Source organism: Microbulbifer sp. ABF4_107, from assembly GCF_056312215.1.
Genome location: NZ_CM149983.1, coordinates 2,210,359 through 2,227,195, shown reverse-complemented (window position 1 = coordinate 2,227,195; position 16,837 = coordinate 2,210,359). Strand labels below are relative to the sequence as shown.

Sequence of the window (16,837 nt, the reverse complement as noted above, 5' to 3'; positions counted from 1 at the left end):
GTCGTCAGGCGGCCTGTTGGGCAAAGTCCCGCACCAGTGCGGCGACGGTGCTGGCGACCTGTTGGCATTCCGTATCGCTCAGGGTCAGTGGCGGCAGCAGGCGCACCACATTACCCGCAGTGACGTTAATCAGTAATCCCTGCGCGCGCGCCAGGTCCACCAGCTCGGCGCAGGGGCGGTCCAGCTCGATGCCGATCAGCAGGCCGAGGCCGCGGATGTCCCGGACGTGGGCGCAGCCGGCCAGCTCTGATTTGAGCTGGTCCAGCAGTTGTGTGCCGAGGCTCGCCGCCTTTTCTATCAGCCACTCGCTTTCCAGAGTGTCCAGTACCGCCAGCCCAGCGCGGCAGGCCAGAGGGTTGCCACCAAAGGTGGAGCCGTGGGCACCGGCGGTAAACAGTGCGGCCGCCTCGCCACGAGCCAGGCAGGCGCCAATCGGTACGCCGTTGCCCAGGCCCTTGGCGGTGGTGACCACGTCCGGCAGCAGACCGTCGCTGTGCTGGTAGGCGAACAGTTTGCCACTGCGGCCATTGGCTGTCTGGATTTCGTCCAGCATCAGCAGCCAGTCCTGGTTGTCGCACAGTGCGCGCAGGCGCGGCAGGTAATCGGCGTCCGGAATGCGGATGCCACCTTCGCCCTGTACCGGCTCCACCAGAATGGCCACGATATCGTCGTGCGCATTGGCCAGTGCTTCAATGGCTGCCACATCGTTATACGGCACCCGCAAAAAACCTTCCGGCAGCGGCGCAAAGCCCTGTTGCACCTTGGGGTTGCCGGTGGCGGTCAGGGTGGCGAGGGTACGCCCGTGGAATGCACCTTCGGTCACCACGATTTTCGGGCAGGCGAGGCCGCGCTCGTTGCCGAGCTTGCGCGCCAGCTTGATCGCCGCCTCGTTGGCCTCGGCACCGGAGTTGGAGAAAAATACATTGTCCAATCCAGACAGCTTTACCAGCTTGTCGGCCAGTTGCTCCTGGGGCGGAATGTTGTACAGGTTCGAGACGTGTAGCAGGGTATTGGCCTGCTCCTGGATCGCCAGGGTAACTGCCGGGTGGCAGTGGCCGAGGCCGCACACGGCTATCCCGGAGAGGGCGTCGAGATATCGTCGGCCATTGTCGTCCCACACGTAGTTGCCTTCACCTCTGACCAGGGTCAGGGTTCTGTTACCGTAGTTCTGCATCAGTGCGGGAGTAGCCACCGTAAATCTCCTCTGTGGGTGGGTCTCTGTTGGGCATTGTCCATGTAGCTATCTATATAGAGGAAGGCCCAAAGTAAAAGGGAAACCGCAGAAAATACGCATTGGGCGCACTTTGACCGCAATTTCCCCGGGGAACCGGCAATACTAGCACAGCCATGGCCCGGAACCAGCAGCTGTTGCCCTGATCCGGGGCATTCTCGGGCGATTGCTGGCCCCCCGTGGGAATCAGATTGGAATCGGGTACAATGCGCGCTTTCTGTTACGGTTAGACGCCCGCGGTGCCGGGTCACCCTACTATCCACCGTATTACCAACCGACTTTCAAGCCGAGGTTAGCTTCCACTATGGATACTCTGGAAAATATCAAAAAGCAGATCGCCGATAATGACATCCTGCTTTATATGAAAGGCAGCCCCAACGCTCCGCAGTGCGGCTTCTCCATGCGCGCCTCCCAGGCGGTGATGGCCTGCGGTCAGCGCTTTGCCTATGTGGATGTGCTGTCCAATCCGGATATCCGTCAGGAATTGCCAAAATTCGCTAACTGGCCAACCTTTCCGCAACTGTGGGTAAAGCAGGAGCTGGTGGGCGGCTGCGACATCATCATGGAGATGCATGAGAGCGGCGAGCTGAAGACCCTGATCGAGGAAACGGCCAAAGGGGCCGAGCAGGGCGAGTAATCGTTACTGCATCCCTGAGTTAAAATCTCAGACATAAAAAAACCGCGAGAAACTCGCGGTTTTTTTATGCGTGGGGTTTGCCCTTTAGGTAGGAGCCTGCCCTGCAGAAAAGGTTATTCCTCGGAAGCGGAAACCATCTGGGTTTGCAGGTAGTTCTGCAGGCCAACCTTGTCGATCAGGCTCAGTTGGGTTTCCAGCCAGTCCACATGCTCTTCCTCGGAGTCGAGAATGCGTTGCAGCAGTTCGCGGCTGCCGTAATCGCGAACAGACTCGCAATAGGCGATACCGTCGCGAAGATCGGGGATGGCCTTTTGCTCCAGCTTCAGGTCGCACTTCAGCATTTCTTCGGTGTTTTCACCAATCAGCAATTTGCCCAGGTGCTGCAGATTGGGGATGCCCTCCAGAAACAGAATCCGCTCGATCAGCCAGTCGGCGTGTTTCATCTCGTCGATGGATTCGTGGTATTCCTTGTCGGCCAGCTCTTTCAGCCCCCAGTCCTTGAACATGCGGGAGTGCAGAAAATACTGGTTAATGGCAATCAGCTCATTGCCCAGTGCCTTGTTCAAATGTTCGATGACTTTGGGATCGCCTTTCATGGTGTTCTCCTTGAGCCGGGTCGCAATGTCCTGTGGCGGCAATTATTTATCAAAAATGCGGGCGCTGACTTTCTGAAACGATGATGAAAGGGGGCGGAAAAATTCCGTCCTGCACCATCAAAATTGTAGAGTCCGCAGCGCGAGATTGTGTGGAGTTTGCGTTGCAGAAATGGACAAGTCAAGCGCGGAATGTCGGCGAACGTGCAGGAAAAAAGCCAGAAAATTAACGGGAAAAAGGCCGAAAACTACAGTGAGAACGATTGCTGTTTAGATTGTTTGCGTGCGCCTCCAATTTACTCCAGCTCGCTGCGCATTCTCGATAGTTGTTTTTGAATGTCGGCGACATCGAACTTATCTTGCAGGCTGATGGCGCAGTCTTCCTGCAGACGCTGAATCAGGTTGTTTAATGCCTGCCGATCCTCACTGCGCGTGCAGATTTCCGCGAGTTCGATAAGCGCGTTGCAGAGGTGCCGCATTACCACCCCGCTTTCCCGGCCGTATTCGCGGATCTCATCCAGCGCAGCTGCCAGCACATCGGCAAAGCTCAGTTCGATGGTAACCAGTCGTAATTTGCGATTGTCGTCATGAAAACAGTTGGGTAGCGCCGGGCGCTGCAAGATGATGCCGATCCCGTCAATAAGGCGGTCAATGCAGGTGTAGGCGGTAAATGGGTCGTTGATTCCAGGGGACAGTGCGCGCACCGCGATTTGCGCCAATTGCCGAATGGAAAAAATGACGTCCTGCTCGGCGGTAGGCTGGGCGCCAAGGGTGATCGCGCTGTGAATGGCCTCGGCAATCGCCTGGCTGTCGGTATCGCGCGGCGGATCGTACACCGTAGCGACACAGCCCCAGTGGTAGAGGAAGGCGCCAGGGTGGATATCCAGGCGCACGGTGCACTGGTGTTGGCATGCCCAGGCAATCAGCTTCTGGTGATCAATGCGCTGGATGTAGCCCTCGGTGTTTGCGCGTACACGCATGGCATCGTCGCCGAGCGTGAGGTCCCGTAAATCCCGCCGGCAGGTGCGAGGGTCCCGGCAATCCTCGGTGGGGTAGATGGTCTCCAGCGCATTGCGGAATTCCCGATTGATCTGGAAGGTGATGTTGTCGATCTGGATCGACTGGGCCACGTTGTGAATGAAGTAAATCAGGTAGGCGATGCAGGCCAGAGCCATCAGCAGGGCAAAACTTACCGCCAGGGTGTGATGGTGCCGCGGCCCGCTGGCATCTATGCCGCGCATGACCAGCAGCGCATACACAAAGGTGGATAGAAAAATACCGAGCGATACCTGAGTGCCCCGGTCGCGAATGAAATTGCGCACCAGCCTCGGGCCGAACTGGTTGGAGGCGAGTGTCAGTGCAACCGTGGTTATTGAAAAGACCGTGCCTGCCACAGTGATCGTGGAACCGGCGACCGCGGACAGCAGCGCGCGGGCGCTGTCGGGGTCACGCAACCGGAGCCAGCCCAGGCCCGGCAGTTGCTCGACATTCCAGTGCTGGTCGATGGATAGGAATCCCTGCGCAAGCAAGATCGCAGAGGCCATCATGATTGCGGGAATTACCCAGAAGCTGGCGCGCAACCGCTCGGAAAGGTGTAGTAGCTGGTGTTTCATCGACCCGCAGGGACTCCAGGCGCAGGGAAAGCGTAGAGACAGTGCTTTTAAGCCTAGGACAGGGGCGTGGGAGAGTGTGTTGGAATCAATGCGGAGGGTGGGGCAGGCGCTGTGCGACCAGATGCCTGCCCGGCGCCGGGGATCAGCCGGCGGAGTAAAACAGCGCGCTGTTGGTATTCGGGAGCATACCGGCAGTCATGGTCTCGTCGATGATCTCCTGGGTCAGCTCGGCACAGCGACCACATTGAGAGGAAACCCCGAGGTGGCGACGAAGGGCCTTTACCGAGGTGGAACCATCGTAAACAGCTTCTTTGATCTGGCTGTCGGTGATGCCTTTGCAGATACATACATACATCGCGAAAAACCTGGCGCAAATACAATCTTCTATTCAATCGAGGGTGGATCTTATTGTTAATGAGAATAAGTGTCAATAAGATTTTTCGACCGCTCAGTAAGTATTCTAGTTGGTCGTCTCGCAGGCAGTAGGGGTGCGTTTGACTCTTGGGTCAAAGTGGCCGCAGGCGGGTGTAGAGGGGCGGGGCAGCTGCTATTGGCGTTATATAAAAATTTAATGGGACTGCCATAGGCCCCTGTGTATCATAGCGGCCCCCTATCGATCTTTTGTCTGTTTATAGCCGCTGGTTATAAATTGACCATTTCTACAATCCATTATCTATCTCATTGAGGAGGTTCTCATGGCTGTATTAGTAGGTAAGCCCGCTCCGGATTTCACCGCAGCAGCAGTACTGGGTAACGGCGAAATCGTTGACGCGTTCAACCTGGCAGAAACCATCAAGGGCAAGAAGGCGGTAATCTTCTTCTACCCGCTGGACTTCACCTTTGTGTGCCCGTCCGAGCTGATCGCCTTCGACCACCGCTTTGAAGAGTTCAAAAAGCGCGGCGTTGAGGTGATCGGTGTTTCCATCGACTCCCAGTTCTCTCACAACGCCTGGCGTAACACTGCCATCAACGATGGTGGTATCGGCCAGGTGAAGTACACCCTGGTTGCCGACGTGAAGCACGAAATCTGCCAGGCCTACGACGTTGAGTCCGAAGGCGGCGTTGCCTTCCGTGGTTCCTTCCTGATCGACGAGGAAGGCACTGTACGTCACCAGGTAGTAAACGATCTGCCGCTGGGCCGTAACGTAGACGAAATGCTGCGCATGGTTGACGCGCTGGCGTTCCACCAGGAGCACGGCGAAGTTTGCCCGGCTGGCTGGCAGGAAGGTGACAAAGGCATGAACGCTTCCCCGGAAGGCGTTGCTGCGTACCTGAGCGAGAACTCCGGCAAGCTGTAAGCTGCAGGAGTGCAGGGAAGGTCACAAGCGCCTTCCCGTGCCAGAAAAACCGCCGACCTCTATAACCAGTAATTTCAGTCATATTTGCGTGTGAGTGAGTGATTCCGGCAGCTCTAGGTTTATGAACTGTAATAAAAAGCCCAGGCCTTGACCTGGGCTTTTCCGCTTATGGGGCTCCGCCCCAAACCCCGCACTCGCCGTGGGGCAGCCGGTCCGGGTTGAAAAAACAACCCGGACCGGCACCCCGAAGTGTTTACCGCTACGTCGGTATCAAGGGCTTTCGCGGCATAAACGGTTGCCCTCCCGCTCCGCGGGCCCCTCCCATTTATTCCACGACCCTTGAGACCGCCTCCGCTTATTCGACCTCCTTCCGTCAGTGCAGTCTTTAGCGACAGCTATCCACTTCTTTGTGCCACCTAGTGTTATTTACACAACCTTTACTACGGAGCACGAAGAATGCGCTAGACGGTTGACTTTAGCGACCGAATCCACAAGCATCGTTTTGATAAAATGTGAACTACGACTGATTCGAATAAAAATCACACACCGCCAACAGGTGGACGATCTCAATACGCCCTTTTTTGTTTTAGGGCTAAATATCAGTCAGTTAACAATAAAAAATCTCACCACCAACTTAAAAGTTGATTCATATGATGCTCAATTATCGCGCCATATCACACACGGCCTTCCTTTTATTTACTTTATTGACAGCAGCCTGCGGCGGTGGCGGTGGCGGTGGCGGTGGCGGTGGCGATAATCCCTCCGATCCCGATACAAGCACTAATCCGCAGCCGACCTACACCATCAGCGGAACGGTTTCAGGTCTAGTGAATACTGGTTTGGCGCTGCAGAACAACGGCGTAGATACCCTGACTGTCGACGGCAACAGCTTTGAGTTCTCCAGCGCCATGAATGATGGCAGCACATATGAGGTGACGGTATCCAGCCATCCCGATAAACAACTGTGCGCCATACAGAATGGCAGCGGTACGGTTAGTGGCGGCGCAGTTAATGATATTCAAGTCGTATGCCGCTACTGGCATGGCGAAGAGCTGGTTGAAACGGATGATGCCGGCAGCGCCGAAAGCCCAGCGATTGGTGTCGACGCCGAAGGCCGCGTCGTAGCTGTGTGGGAACAGTCTGATGGAACCCGTAGCAAAATCTGGGCAACAACTTATACCCCAGGCAATGGCTGGGATACTCCTATACGCATTGACGATGCGGTAGAAGGCGGTGGAACCTCTCCTTCGATTTCCGTTGATGCTGATGGAAGCGCGATTGCCGTTTGGCAGCACCTCACCTATGAAGGGAATGCGATTAAAGACAAAAAGTATTGGCTGAACACCTACCACCCCGACACCGGCTGGGGCACCCCTGAGTTGACCCCGCTGGAATCGCCCGGCGAGGTGCGCCCATCCTTCGCGTTTGTCGCGCAGGACAGCGCTTTGGCGCTGTGGAAATTAGGAAGCAGCCTGTGGTCGGCCACCTATTCCGAAATCACTGGCTGGGGTTCGCCGGTATTGTTCGAAAACAATGCAGAGAACGCCGCTTACCTGACCTTTGCCGCGGGCGGCAATGGCACTGTAGCAGCTGTCTGGCTGCAATACGACCGTACCCCCTACAGTATGTGGGCCAACATCTATTCCGGCGGGCAGTGGGGACAGGCGGTACCGATTGAAGCGAATGCCGGCAGTGCCTATGAATACCCGGATATCGCCGTGGACGGCGAAGGTAATGCGATCGCAGTATGGCGTCAATCTGACAACCAGCGCAGCAACATCTGGGGCAATGTCTACCGCAAGGGTGGCGGCTGGGGCACAGCCCAGCTCCTCGAGACCAATGACACCTACCACGCCTATGCACCAAAGGTCGCTTTTGATTCCAAGGGCAATGCAATAGCCACTTGGTATTACTCCGGCGCAGAGCGGTCGATCGCGGTCAACCGCTACACCCCCGCTAGCGGATGGAGTGAGGCGGCAACTGTTGTCACGCAGGGCGTCTCCTCACCCACTCTCGCCTTCACCCCCGACGACAACGCCCTGCTGATCTGGTCCTGGACAGACAGTAGTCTGCGGTCAAATATCCGCGCGACCACCTACGCAAAGACCGGCGACTGGGGCACACCCCAGCTTATTGAGGGGAACGATGCGGGCCATGCGGGTGCCTACCGGCTAGTGGTGGATCGCACTGGCACTGCCACTGCGATTTGGCAGCAGCACGACGGCACGCGCTGGAGCATTGCGGCTAATCGATTCCAGTAACCACGACACCGCTTCGGAGTGTACGTGCCGCCATAGCTCGATGCTGGTGGCACCCGAAGCGGGCTCCCTTCACTCGCGCATTGCCGCGTCCAATGCCTTACCACTTGCGTCCGTCAGCTGGTGTCAACCGTAGACGATCAACGCGCCATAAGCCGTTATCGTATTTCGTCCAAAATAAGAATTAAGCCGCCACGAGTCTTCTAAATCAGCCCCAGAGCGTGCTGTCTAGCCTGACTAAACACGCTTCATTGAGAGAGTGGGTAGATTCACAAGCTAGCTCTTGCACGGTTGGCTTTACTCTCGTAACATTGTTACAAATATAGCAATGTTACGATTGGGCGTGAGCATGAGCAAAGTACTTAGGATATCTGCCGGTGTTTTTCAAAAGTTAGAGACCAACGTCACTGGCTTCGAGTCACCATCGGACGTAATTGACAGGGCGATTAATAGCCATGAAGAAATAGAAGTAATAAAGATGGTTGCACGCGCAGTGATTTCAGCGAAAGAACATATAGATGAAATCGGTTTCCGTAAAAAAACCGTTTTATTACACCAGCCCGCAGAAGCCATAGACCGAGCTATGAGCTTCATTGTAGAAATATTCCCGCAGTACAAAATCGCTTACGACTTTAGCCCGCCAGGACTTAATTTGAAAATTGTCGCCAGATAATTTTATCGACGCCCATGGTAGTTTTTAATGAGTCAGCGGCTCACTAATTGATTTGCCACCACTTCGTAGTCGCTCTTCAGCGAGTCGCCAAACTGCCTTATTTATTAAATTTCCTCATCATCACCGATGATTTTGCGGATCGCTTGCGCAAACCCGATCTTGAAAATCTGGCGGCCCCGCTCGTTGAGCACCCCACCATGAGCGTCAATCTTCCAGCCCATATCCTCCAACAGCCGATCACTGATCGCGTGACGCAGGGCATCAATCTCGGTTGGTAGAAGTCCGGATGCGGCGGGCAGAACTTCAACTGGGGTATGGTCCGCCGACTGTGCAGGTCGCATGTCGATCACCCGCCCATTTTCTGCTTTAAGCAGTGATATCTGATGGTGCATTTTTCGGTTCTCGGCCAAGACGCCAGACATCATGGAGCGTAACGCCGGGTTTTCTATTTTCTCAATCAGGGCATCGTAAGGGTTTTCGGCGGCCCGGCGCACCTTGCGGGTAACGCCCCCGGTATGCTCAGCCCATGCTTTGATGAGCCCCTTGTAATCGTCGCCCGTCTTGTTGTGAATCGCGCCCCTGCCTGGCCCATTCCGATCAGCGGCAATGCGCGCAATGGTGGCCACGGAGAAGTCCCGGCTGCCGCGTTCATATTGCTCACGGCACACGTCGTGTATCACCTCCAGTGATTTCTGCTTGCGGGGCGTTGCGGTTTTCTTGAGCTGTTTCAGTAGGTCTTCAGGATCAATCGGCATCGGAAACCTCCATCGTTGGGATCAGGGCCGGCTTGTTCTTGGTGTGGTCGATTAATGTTTTTCCAGGGTGGCCGACCAAATGCCCCTCAGCCACGTCATTAATCTCTTTGAGCACTTGATCCCTGTCCAGGCCGATTTCCTGCAGTTTGCGACGACATTCAGCGTAAGGAAGTGAATCCTTGATGGAACCGGTGCGTACCTGGATGAGCTGCATGACCGCATTGCCTACCAGCAATTGCTGCTTCTCGGTGAGGTGCATCATCACAGGCTTCATACCGTTGTAGTCGAGCATGGCATCGAGCATTTGCGAGCGCCGCAGGGTCGCGTGGCCGGCATCGATGCCGGGATAGACGACCGCGTTCTCGCAAACGACTTCTAACTGGTGCAGCACCGATTGCGTTTCAATAAAACCGGTCTTGAGGTCGCTGATGCTGCCCTTGGCAACCAGGGGTAGCCCGTCTTTCTCGGTTTCGGCGATCTCGATGGACCGATGGATCAGGTGGTTCGTTGCCTGCAAAACGTTTACCAGGTTTTGCAACGCAATCGCCTCGGATTCGGCTTGCTTGGAGATCTGAGCCAGATCCTTCGCGAGCAAGAAGGGGCGGTCCTCCGCTTCCGCCTCATGCTTGCATCGCTCCAATCGACGCAGCTCTTCGTCAAGTGCCGCGTGTCGCTCACTTTGACGACGGAGCTTTTCGCTGACGGTGTTAAAATGCGCCACCAGGCCCGGCAGATAGGCCGGCCCAGTGATAAAGAAACGGCAGAGTACACAGTTGCGGTCCTGCGGAAAGCCCGGAACAGGGGCGTAGTCGGAATTATTGCTATCGGGCCTTAGCGCCTCACCACCTACATCGCACATTGTTGCGCCATTGGGACAAATTCCCTTGTCGTCGAAGACAAATGACGCTGCGGATCTGACCGCCGCCGCCGCCTTGGGAGCATCCTCAGACGTAAAGGCGAATCGCTGCCCGATCTGTTCAAACGTAGACTCGCTCAGGAAACGGCGATGATTGGCCTGGTCCGCTTCCAGCTCATTTTTTTCCAGTTCGCTCATCACCTCGCGCATATACGCCTTGCCGAACTTGGTGTAATAGAGCGTCATGATGATCGTGGCGTGACCGGCGATCATCTTGGAAACAATGGCAATCGGCAGCTTAAGGTCGAGGACAAAATAGGATATCAGCGACACGCGCAAGGCGTGCAATGGGAAGAGCGTGTTTGTTTTAGAGCCCTCCTCAACAAACCGCAGTGGCGCGCCATCATTCAGCGTCTCTCCTCGATCCGCGCAACGCTGCTCCAGCCGCTCCAGCAGTCTGTACCAGAGGAGCCTTATTGATGAATCAACAATAGGCCTGTCGCCTTTCCCTTCAGTGGGATCGCGAAATAGGAAGCAGGCCGAGACACGCTCGGCCAAAACATCGGGGTGTGGCGGTATTCTACCGAAGTGCTTTCTTTCCAGATCCGCCCATTGCGTCGGTGCGACGATTGGATTGTACCGTTCCTGCCAGTTACGCAGTTTATCCAGCCAGTACAGTACCTCTGGTTCGGACCACGGGATCACATAACCTTTCTCGTTCTCCGTTTTATTGGCGTCGGCGGTCTTGTTGCTGTTAATGTACAGGCCCGCCTCCTGCTCATTCACGCTGCGGTGGAACACACCGCGCTGATAAGGGCGCTTTTCGCTGCCGAAGGAAAGGTGGCCTTGATTACGCACGAATCCGCCACCGGCCGGCCCATGCTCGTAGCGCCAGGTATCCGCTTCGCCCGAGTCGAGCATACGGACCTGATAGGTGCGCAGCGGCAGCAGCAGCTTCAGGTGTAGGGCGACTGCACGCACCGGCGACCACAACTCACAAATCTCGGCTGGGTAGCCCTTTTTCTTAATTTCATACTCGGTAGCAGTACGTCTACGGAAAACACAGTCGGGGTCCTTGGGATCGATTCGTTTTGGATCAGCCAAGAACCAGTCACCGCGGCCTACGGATTCACCTATCGCTGTTTGCGCCCATCGCCAGTCCCGGAAGTGTCGCCCCTCCGCTAGCATACCGCGCAGCTCGCGAATGTAGAGAATCGAGAGTGCCGCCTTATCCGATTGAGAATTGATGGGAATACCCTTGGCACTCAAGCTTTGCACAGGGTTGTGGAAGCGAGCCCTGTCCCACATGCCTGTCTCGGGATCACCCAGCCTGTTTTCCAGAACCCACTCGAGGAAGGAAGAAATATAATTCACAAATTTTATCTTCTCCCTCGATAACACCTCCTCACCGCGCTTCTTGCCACCTGCCAGCACATCGGCAAAATCGGGTTTAACCGTCGAGCGCAGTAAGAACTGCCCGAAGTTACGACCCAGCTTTTGGTCGATAATGTAGCGCGTGAGAAACCTGTCGAGAGCATCGCGGCGGTCCGCAACACCTGTTTTCTGGTTCTTTAGCCACTCTTCGGCCAGGTCGCACCAGTCCTCCATCCTGGGGTCGGATGCTCGCACATGGGCAAAGGTCAGGTCGGATGTCTTGCCAATCATCTTGCCCGCCCTCCTCGGAAAGGGATTGGCAAGCTGTGCCGGGACAATAAGGTGGCCGTCTGTATCTGGCACGGCGAGCTTCTCCCGCAGTATCCAGTCGAGGAAATCGCTGACATAGTCGTGCTTTCTGTCGGCGTCGCGCTTGTTTTTCATCGATGCCAGCCCCAGTGCCTCATCAGCCTTTGGCAGTATCCGGCTCTTTTCAAACAACGCAGCGACAGGAAAGAGATGCAGCTGCTGGGCGTGCAGGTAGTCAACGAGGAAAGCGGTGAGGGCTGCCTTCCTATTTTTTATGTCAGTACTGGGACACACCTGCCAGTACTCAGCTGTCAGCGCCCGCCATTCCTCGAGCGCCGGGTCAAGATCAAGCAGGAAACGGAAATCAGAGTCAAATTTAACAGTCTTTGATCGTTGCCTCAGGAAAGGGCTGGCGAGCTGCTCAGGCACCATGAGAACGCCGTTCGCGTCCGGCTCAGCGAGTTTGTACCGCAGTATCCAGTCGAGGAAATCGCTGACATAGTCGTGCTTTCTGTCGGCGTTGCTTTTCATCGATGCCAGCCCCAGTGCCTCATCAGCCTTTGGCAGTATCCGGCTCTTTTCAAACAACGCAGCGACAGGAAAGAGATGCAGCTGCTGGGCGTGCAGGTAGTCAACGAGGAAAGCGGTGAGGGCTGCCTTCCTATTTTTTATGTCAGTACTGGGACACACCTGCCAGTACTCAGCTGTCAGCGCCCGCCATTCCTCAAGTGCCGGGTCAAGATCGAGTAGGAAACGGAAATCGGGGTCGAATTTTTTTATCCTTTTTTTGGCCATTAACGTTTCCTCAGCAATCTGGGGTTGGGGCCGGACAACAGGCCCAGTGGATCAACGTCGGTGAAGCCGTACTCAAGTAGGTCCGGCGGTGCGTCGTTGGAATTGTGTTCCTTTCGGGCCTCCGCAGCATCAATAGCTCGCTTGAGCTTCACACGATCCGGTTCCGTATAAACGGCCTGCGATTCCAATGAATTGTGGTGCAACGCCTTCTTCAGGAAGATCGGACCTAGGCCCAAGTCGGACAACCGTTGGCCATAGGCATGGCGATGACCGTGCGGTGAGGTTCCGAGTGGCTTAGATTCCACCAGACCGATTCGCTCGACCGCCTTTTTGTGGGCGGCCCTAAATGCCTTGATGCCAAAGGGTTTACCTGTGCGCGTCACGAACGCAAACGGATGGTTGGGATTGAGCTGTGCTCGTTGCGCCATATAGAACACCCAGAGCTTCCAAAAGAGCTCCCCCGCCCAGGTTGGGCCCCAGTACACGTCCATAAAGTGATGCGAGCCGTCTAGCGCATTGCCCTTCCAGCCCGCATGCATGGCGTCTGAACTTTTATACTCGGTGCGTGGTAACAGCCCGTACTCGCTGCGCAGGTAGTCTCGGCGAGATTGAGTGACCCGTTTGACTCTGGCATCCCGAGGATTGGTCGGCGCCTGCCCCAGGCTCGGATGAAATACACGGACCAGGGCGCTGCCGGGGTTGGTTTCGTCGTGGGTTACATCGTGAATGTAGAGATGGAATGGCTCACTGATTCGCAGGCCCCCGAAATTCATCAGCATCGTGATCAGGATATCGCGCAGGTTGAGCCGCTCCTGGATACGTGGACTCTTTTGTTTGCCAGGAACGATAAAGCCACTGAGCAATAGCTCTTGAATGCGATTTTCCGGAAAGTATTTGACCGGCTCGTGATCAATGACAGGGGTTTTCTGGAGCATTACAGACCTGGCGCGGCTCATTTCGAGCCTGGCTGCGTCAACGCTCATGGTATGCCCCAGAAAGGCGCGGTTGCGCTTGTGATGCCATGCAGCCCACGCCAATTGCTCTTCGGCACGGGTGGCTTTGCGCCAAGGGTTCAACGCTTTCGTACCCAGTTCCTCGGTCATCCAGTCGCTGAAGCGTGAAAGCTGATTCACCAGCGTGCGCACCAATTTTGGCTTGCGGGCATCCCAGTAAAGGTCGCTCGGATCGCTGCCGTCAGGGCCTATGGTGCCGCTGTAGAGTCGCTGTACAAAGGTGTTGAACAGGTCTTTGGGCTCGGCGAACGCCGCATGATTTGCCTCCATATAGTCGACCAGCAGTCCCACAGCCTGCACCAACTTATTGATCATGCTTTCTGACATGACGTGTCGATGCTTGAGGATGTAGTGGACAAGAGGCATCAGTGGGCCGAACTCTGTGAGGACGACCGGGATTTCCTCGTAGATACCGGTGTTGTCTCGGGCGACCTTGTAGCGCACCACCACATGGGTCATTACAGTAACTCCTGTAACATTGACCCAAGGCCTACCTGACGCCGGGAGGCGCTTGCGGGGGCCTCTGCTGCGGCCTTGGCAGCAGCCACGTCGCCAACCAGAATCACCTGTTGTTGGGTGCGTGTGATCCCCGTATACAGCAGCGTCCGATCCAGTATGCGGGAGTGGCGCACCGGGATGATGACGCGCGGCCACTGGCTGCCCTGGGCCTTGTGCACGGTGATGGCATAGGCAAGTTCGAGGTGGGGGAGCAGTTCCGGGGTCAGGTCTCGCTCCTTGCCATCATCCCATCGAATCACCGCAATGCGCTGCCCAGGTGCCGCCTCGCGACTGGGCGGCTCCACGGACAGGATTACCCCCAGTGATCCATTTTGCAGGTTTTTCTCCCAATCATTTTTCAGGCAAATGACCGGTGACCCAACCCTGAGCCCAGTACCCTGGATCGACTCATATTCGTGATTCCAGAATGTCGCCTCGGCATTGTTCCCATGCAATGCTTGCAGGCAGAGCGCGTTCAGTGCTGTGACTCCTCCCGCCACAGCCGTGCGGGTTGGGCAGAGGATTTGTGTTCCATCCGGGTCGCGGGTGAGAAGTTCCAGCACGGTGTCGTTTATCTGTGCAAGCTCGCAGGGGATAAACGCAATGTCGCTGCTCGGGCTGTCGGGTATGTCCGGCCACTGCCCGTGACGGATCGCGTTGGCGGATTCGGCAATAATCCCCCCGTAACGCTTTACCTTCTGCAGTTCAACATGGGGCAAACCAGGCAGAGGGGCAATTTCATGCAGGACCAGTCCGGGACCTACAGGGGGGAGTTGGTTGGGGTCGCCCACCAACAGAATCCGGAAACTGTCGGGCAGGTGGCGAATTAGGCGATAGGCACTCAAGAGGTCAACCATGGAGGACTCATCGATCACCACCAGTGCGCGATCGGGCGCGGTACCTGCGTCGAACCGCGTCAGGAATCCCGCAATCGTCACTGACGGGTGACCGGTGGCCTCGCCGATGCGCCGGGCGGCCTTGCCCGACAGGGCCATAGCAAACAACTCCAGGCCAGCCCGTCGACAAAGTTCGAATATGGCGCGCAGCACGGTGGTTTTGCCGGTGCCGGCACCGCCGGTAATTACGCCGAAGGCGCTATCGTTTGCAAGCCGTATGGCAGCAGCCTGGTGAGGTTCCAGCGTGATCCCAGATTCGGCCTGATACTGGGACAACATCTCGGACAGGACTGCGGCATCCAGCAGTGGCGCCTTTGAAGATGCGCGCTGCGCAATGTACTCGGCGACGCTCGATTCCAGCACGTAAGGGCCGGCCGCGTGCAGGTAATCGCCACGACGCAGGAAGCGTTCCATTTTCTCGGCCTCGGCGATGGCCCGCTCGATCAGCGCCCGATCTTGGCACTTCAGTAGGCGACCGATACGGTCGGCCAGGGCAGCGCTGGTCATTCGGGTATGCCCGGCATCGAACGCCCCGTATAGAGCTTCTTCAACGGCGCCAGCCAGTCGCCTTGGGTCGTCCTCGGCGATGTGAAACGCTTCTCGGGCCAGCTTGTCCGTTGTGGCCCAGTTTGCCGCAAAGCTGATCAGCCGGTAGGGGTTCGCTTCAATCTTGCTCGCGGCATCGGGACTGAAATGCTCAGTGATTTGGCGACCGAGCGCGACCGGAAAGCCTTTCGCTTGCAGCCATTGCAGCGTGAACGTATCGCCCCAAGTACGCCATGCCGCAGCCAGGTTCTGCGCGGCCTCATCGGTCATTGCCTCTTTGAGCCGGCCCACATCCCCAGCATCCAAAATGTCGTACAGCGCCTCACCGAAGTGGTCCCAAAGGCGCCGTGCCTTTACCCGTCCTATCCCCGCAAAAGCATCTGATTCCGCCAGCATGGTAACGATGTGCTCGCCCGAGGGCCGCAGCAAATCCAGAGCCTCGGCAACCAAAGTTTGCTCCGTCATGCGATAGCCGTTGACGATGATGGTGTTGGGAGTGGCGTGGCCCGTGACTCGCCAGAGTTGTCCCACCTCAACCGACGTGCCCAGTAACCAACGGGGGGCCTTTACGACCAGGTGGCTCTTGGCGTCACGCCGCGCACCATCCTCATCGACCTCGATACCGGTGAAGATGGCTCCGCCGCGACCTTGCGGGTTCTGACTCCGCACCGTGCTCACCCGCACGTTAAAACTGGGCAGGGTCACAGGGGCAACCTTCCGGTAGAGGTCAGTACGGTATCCATTCGTCGGTAGCGCTCCAGTTGGGCGCGCAACTCAATCATCTCCGCGCGCAGCGCGGCATTCTCGGCTTCAAGGCGCTTTAGGCGCGCTTTGTCAGCGGCGGCTCGGGGATTGGCGGGATTCGGTGATGGGGGCGGTGAGGAGGGGTCTGGTGCAGAGGCAAGAGGCGGGAGAATTCCCCTTTCCCTAAGTTCGTCCTCCAGGGACTTCAACGCTTCTTTAACCCGAGGGTTTTGGTGTAAGACGCTTTTCGAAAAGCCGCACTCTTTGGCAATTTCCTGCCGGCTGAGCTGCCCACGAAAAACCATCTCGCGGTAGTCAGCATCGGTTTTTGCCGCCATCCACGAAATAAAAGTAGTGTGGTTGAGGTCGGCCCTCTCCTGGCCCGAAAGGTTCGCAGGGTCCTGCATGGCGATTATTAACTCCCTTAATAATATGTCTATTATTGCTGGTTATTTCCAATATCGTCAAGCACAAAAAAGCCGCTTCTGGCGTCAGAAGCGGCTTTCATATAGGTCAAATATTACAATCTACCTACTGGTGATAACGCAAGGCGGTTTTTTTGTGCCTGAAGAAAAGGTTCTTGCGACAGAGAGCGTAAAAAGTGCGCTAACATGCGCGCTTGTTCCAGTTTTATTACAATGCGCCCCTGCCCGGAATGCGGTGACCGAGGGTTTCCGGGCGAAGAATTATTTGCCGGGCTGCTAGTCTTATATTCAGACTTCCACACAAAATCCGGCACAGTCTGATC

The 16,837-nt window shown here is 56.4% G+C and carries 14 protein-coding genes; 5 read left to right on the top strand and 9 right to left on the bottom strand.

Features of this window, described 5'->3' with window-relative positions:
* Nucleotides 1-4 precede the first annotated feature (4 nt).
* A complete protein-coding gene (locus ACYX4K_RS09235; RefSeq protein ID WP_475092408.1) occupies nt 5-1,192 on the bottom strand; it encodes an acetylornithine/succinylornithine family transaminase in 1,188 nt (395 codons plus the stop codon).
* Nucleotides 1,193-1,535: 343 nt separating this feature from the next.
* Here ACYX4K_RS09235 and grxD point away from each other — a divergent pair, with 343 nt between their 5' ends.
* Nucleotides 1,536-1,868, top strand: coding sequence for a Grx4 family monothiol glutaredoxin (grxD, locus tag ACYX4K_RS09230; protein ID WP_475092409.1), 333 nt, complete (start codon nt 1,536-1,538; stop codon nt 1,866-1,868).
* A 113-nt stretch (nt 1,869-1,981) separates the two neighbouring features.
* Here grxD and bfr read toward each other — a convergent pair whose 3' ends face one another.
* The 3 genes from bfr to ACYX4K_RS09215 form a co-directional block, all read right to left on the bottom strand.
* The gene (gene bfr / locus ACYX4K_RS09225; RefSeq protein WP_043315457.1) at nt 1,982-2,464 is read right to left on the bottom strand and encodes a bacterioferritin; all 483 of its coding nucleotides are present in this window, start codon (nt 2,462-2,464) and stop codon (nt 1,982-1,984) included.
* Nucleotides 2,465-2,757: 293 nt separating this feature from the next.
* Nucleotides 2,758-4,074, bottom strand: coding sequence for a DUF2254 domain-containing protein (locus ACYX4K_RS09220; protein ID WP_475092410.1), 1,317 nt, complete (start codon nt 4,072-4,074; stop codon nt 2,758-2,760).
* Nucleotides 4,075-4,216: 142 nt separating this feature from the next.
* Nucleotides 4,217-4,429: a bacterioferritin-associated ferredoxin gene (locus tag ACYX4K_RS09215; RefSeq protein ID WP_475092411.1), complete on the bottom strand. Its 213-nt coding sequence runs from the start codon at nt 4,427-4,429 to the stop codon at nt 4,217-4,219.
* Nucleotides 4,430-4,769: 340 nt separating this feature from the next.
* On the opposite strand from ACYX4K_RS09215, the gene ACYX4K_RS09210 reads away from it, so the two are divergent.
* From ACYX4K_RS09210 to ACYX4K_RS09200, 3 genes are all read left to right on the top strand, one after another.
* A complete protein-coding gene (locus ACYX4K_RS09210; RefSeq protein WP_475092412.1) occupies nt 4,770-5,372 on the top strand; it encodes a peroxiredoxin in 603 nt (200 codons plus the stop codon).
* Nucleotides 5,373-6,076: 704 nt separating this feature from the next.
* Nucleotides 6,077-7,633 (top strand): hypothetical protein, encoded by a 1,557-nt coding sequence (locus tag ACYX4K_RS09205; RefSeq protein ID WP_476178676.1) that lies wholly within the window; start codon nt 6,077-6,079, stop codon nt 7,631-7,633.
* A 346-nt stretch (nt 7,634-7,979) separates the two neighbouring features.
* Nucleotides 7,980-8,303 (top strand): hypothetical protein, encoded by a 324-nt coding sequence (locus ACYX4K_RS09200; RefSeq protein WP_475092414.1) that lies wholly within the window; start codon nt 7,980-7,982, stop codon nt 8,301-8,303.
* Between the two features lie 104 nt (nt 8,304-8,407).
* On the opposite strand, the gene gmtX is transcribed toward ACYX4K_RS09200, so the two are convergent.
* Genes gmtX through ACYX4K_RS09175 form a run of 5 tightly spaced genes read right to left on the bottom strand, consistent with a single transcriptional unit; the run spans nt 8,408 to nt 16,496 of the window.
* On the bottom strand, nt 8,408-9,058 hold the full coding sequence (gene gmtX, locus ACYX4K_RS09195) for a gamma-mobile-trio protein GmtX (protein WP_475092415.1): 651 nt from the start codon (nt 9,056-9,058) through the stop codon (nt 8,408-8,410).
* Complete coding sequence (gene gmtZ / locus ACYX4K_RS09190) at nt 9,048-12,392, bottom strand: gamma-mobile-trio integrase GmtZ (RefSeq protein ID WP_475092416.1); 3,345 nt, start codon at nt 12,390-12,392, stop codon at nt 9,048-9,050. Before gmtZ ends, gmtX begins: the two co-directional genes overlap by 11 nt.
* On the bottom strand, nt 12,392-13,864 hold the full coding sequence (gene gmtY / locus ACYX4K_RS09185; RefSeq protein WP_475092417.1) for a gamma-mobile-trio recombinase GmtY: 1,473 nt from the start codon (nt 13,862-13,864) through the stop codon (nt 12,392-12,394). Before gmtY ends, gmtZ begins: the two co-directional genes overlap by 1 nt.
* Nucleotides 13,864-16,050: an ATP-dependent DNA helicase gene (locus ACYX4K_RS09180; RefSeq protein WP_475092418.1), complete on the bottom strand. Its 2,187-nt coding sequence runs from the start codon at nt 16,048-16,050 to the stop codon at nt 13,864-13,866. Before ACYX4K_RS09180 ends, gmtY begins: the two co-directional genes overlap by 1 nt.
* On the bottom strand, nt 16,047-16,496 hold the full coding sequence (locus ACYX4K_RS09175; protein ID WP_475092419.1) for a VPA1267 family protein: 450 nt from the start codon (nt 16,494-16,496) through the stop codon (nt 16,047-16,049). Before ACYX4K_RS09175 ends, ACYX4K_RS09180 begins: the two co-directional genes overlap by 4 nt.
* Here ACYX4K_RS09175 and ACYX4K_RS09170 point away from each other — a divergent pair.
* Entirely contained in the window at nt 16,495-16,794 is a 300-nt protein-coding gene (locus tag ACYX4K_RS09170) for a hypothetical protein (RefSeq protein WP_475092420.1), read from the top strand. The two genes, ACYX4K_RS09175 and ACYX4K_RS09170, sit on opposite strands and share 2 nt — an antisense overlap.
* Nucleotides 16,795-16,837: the final 43 nt, after the last annotated feature.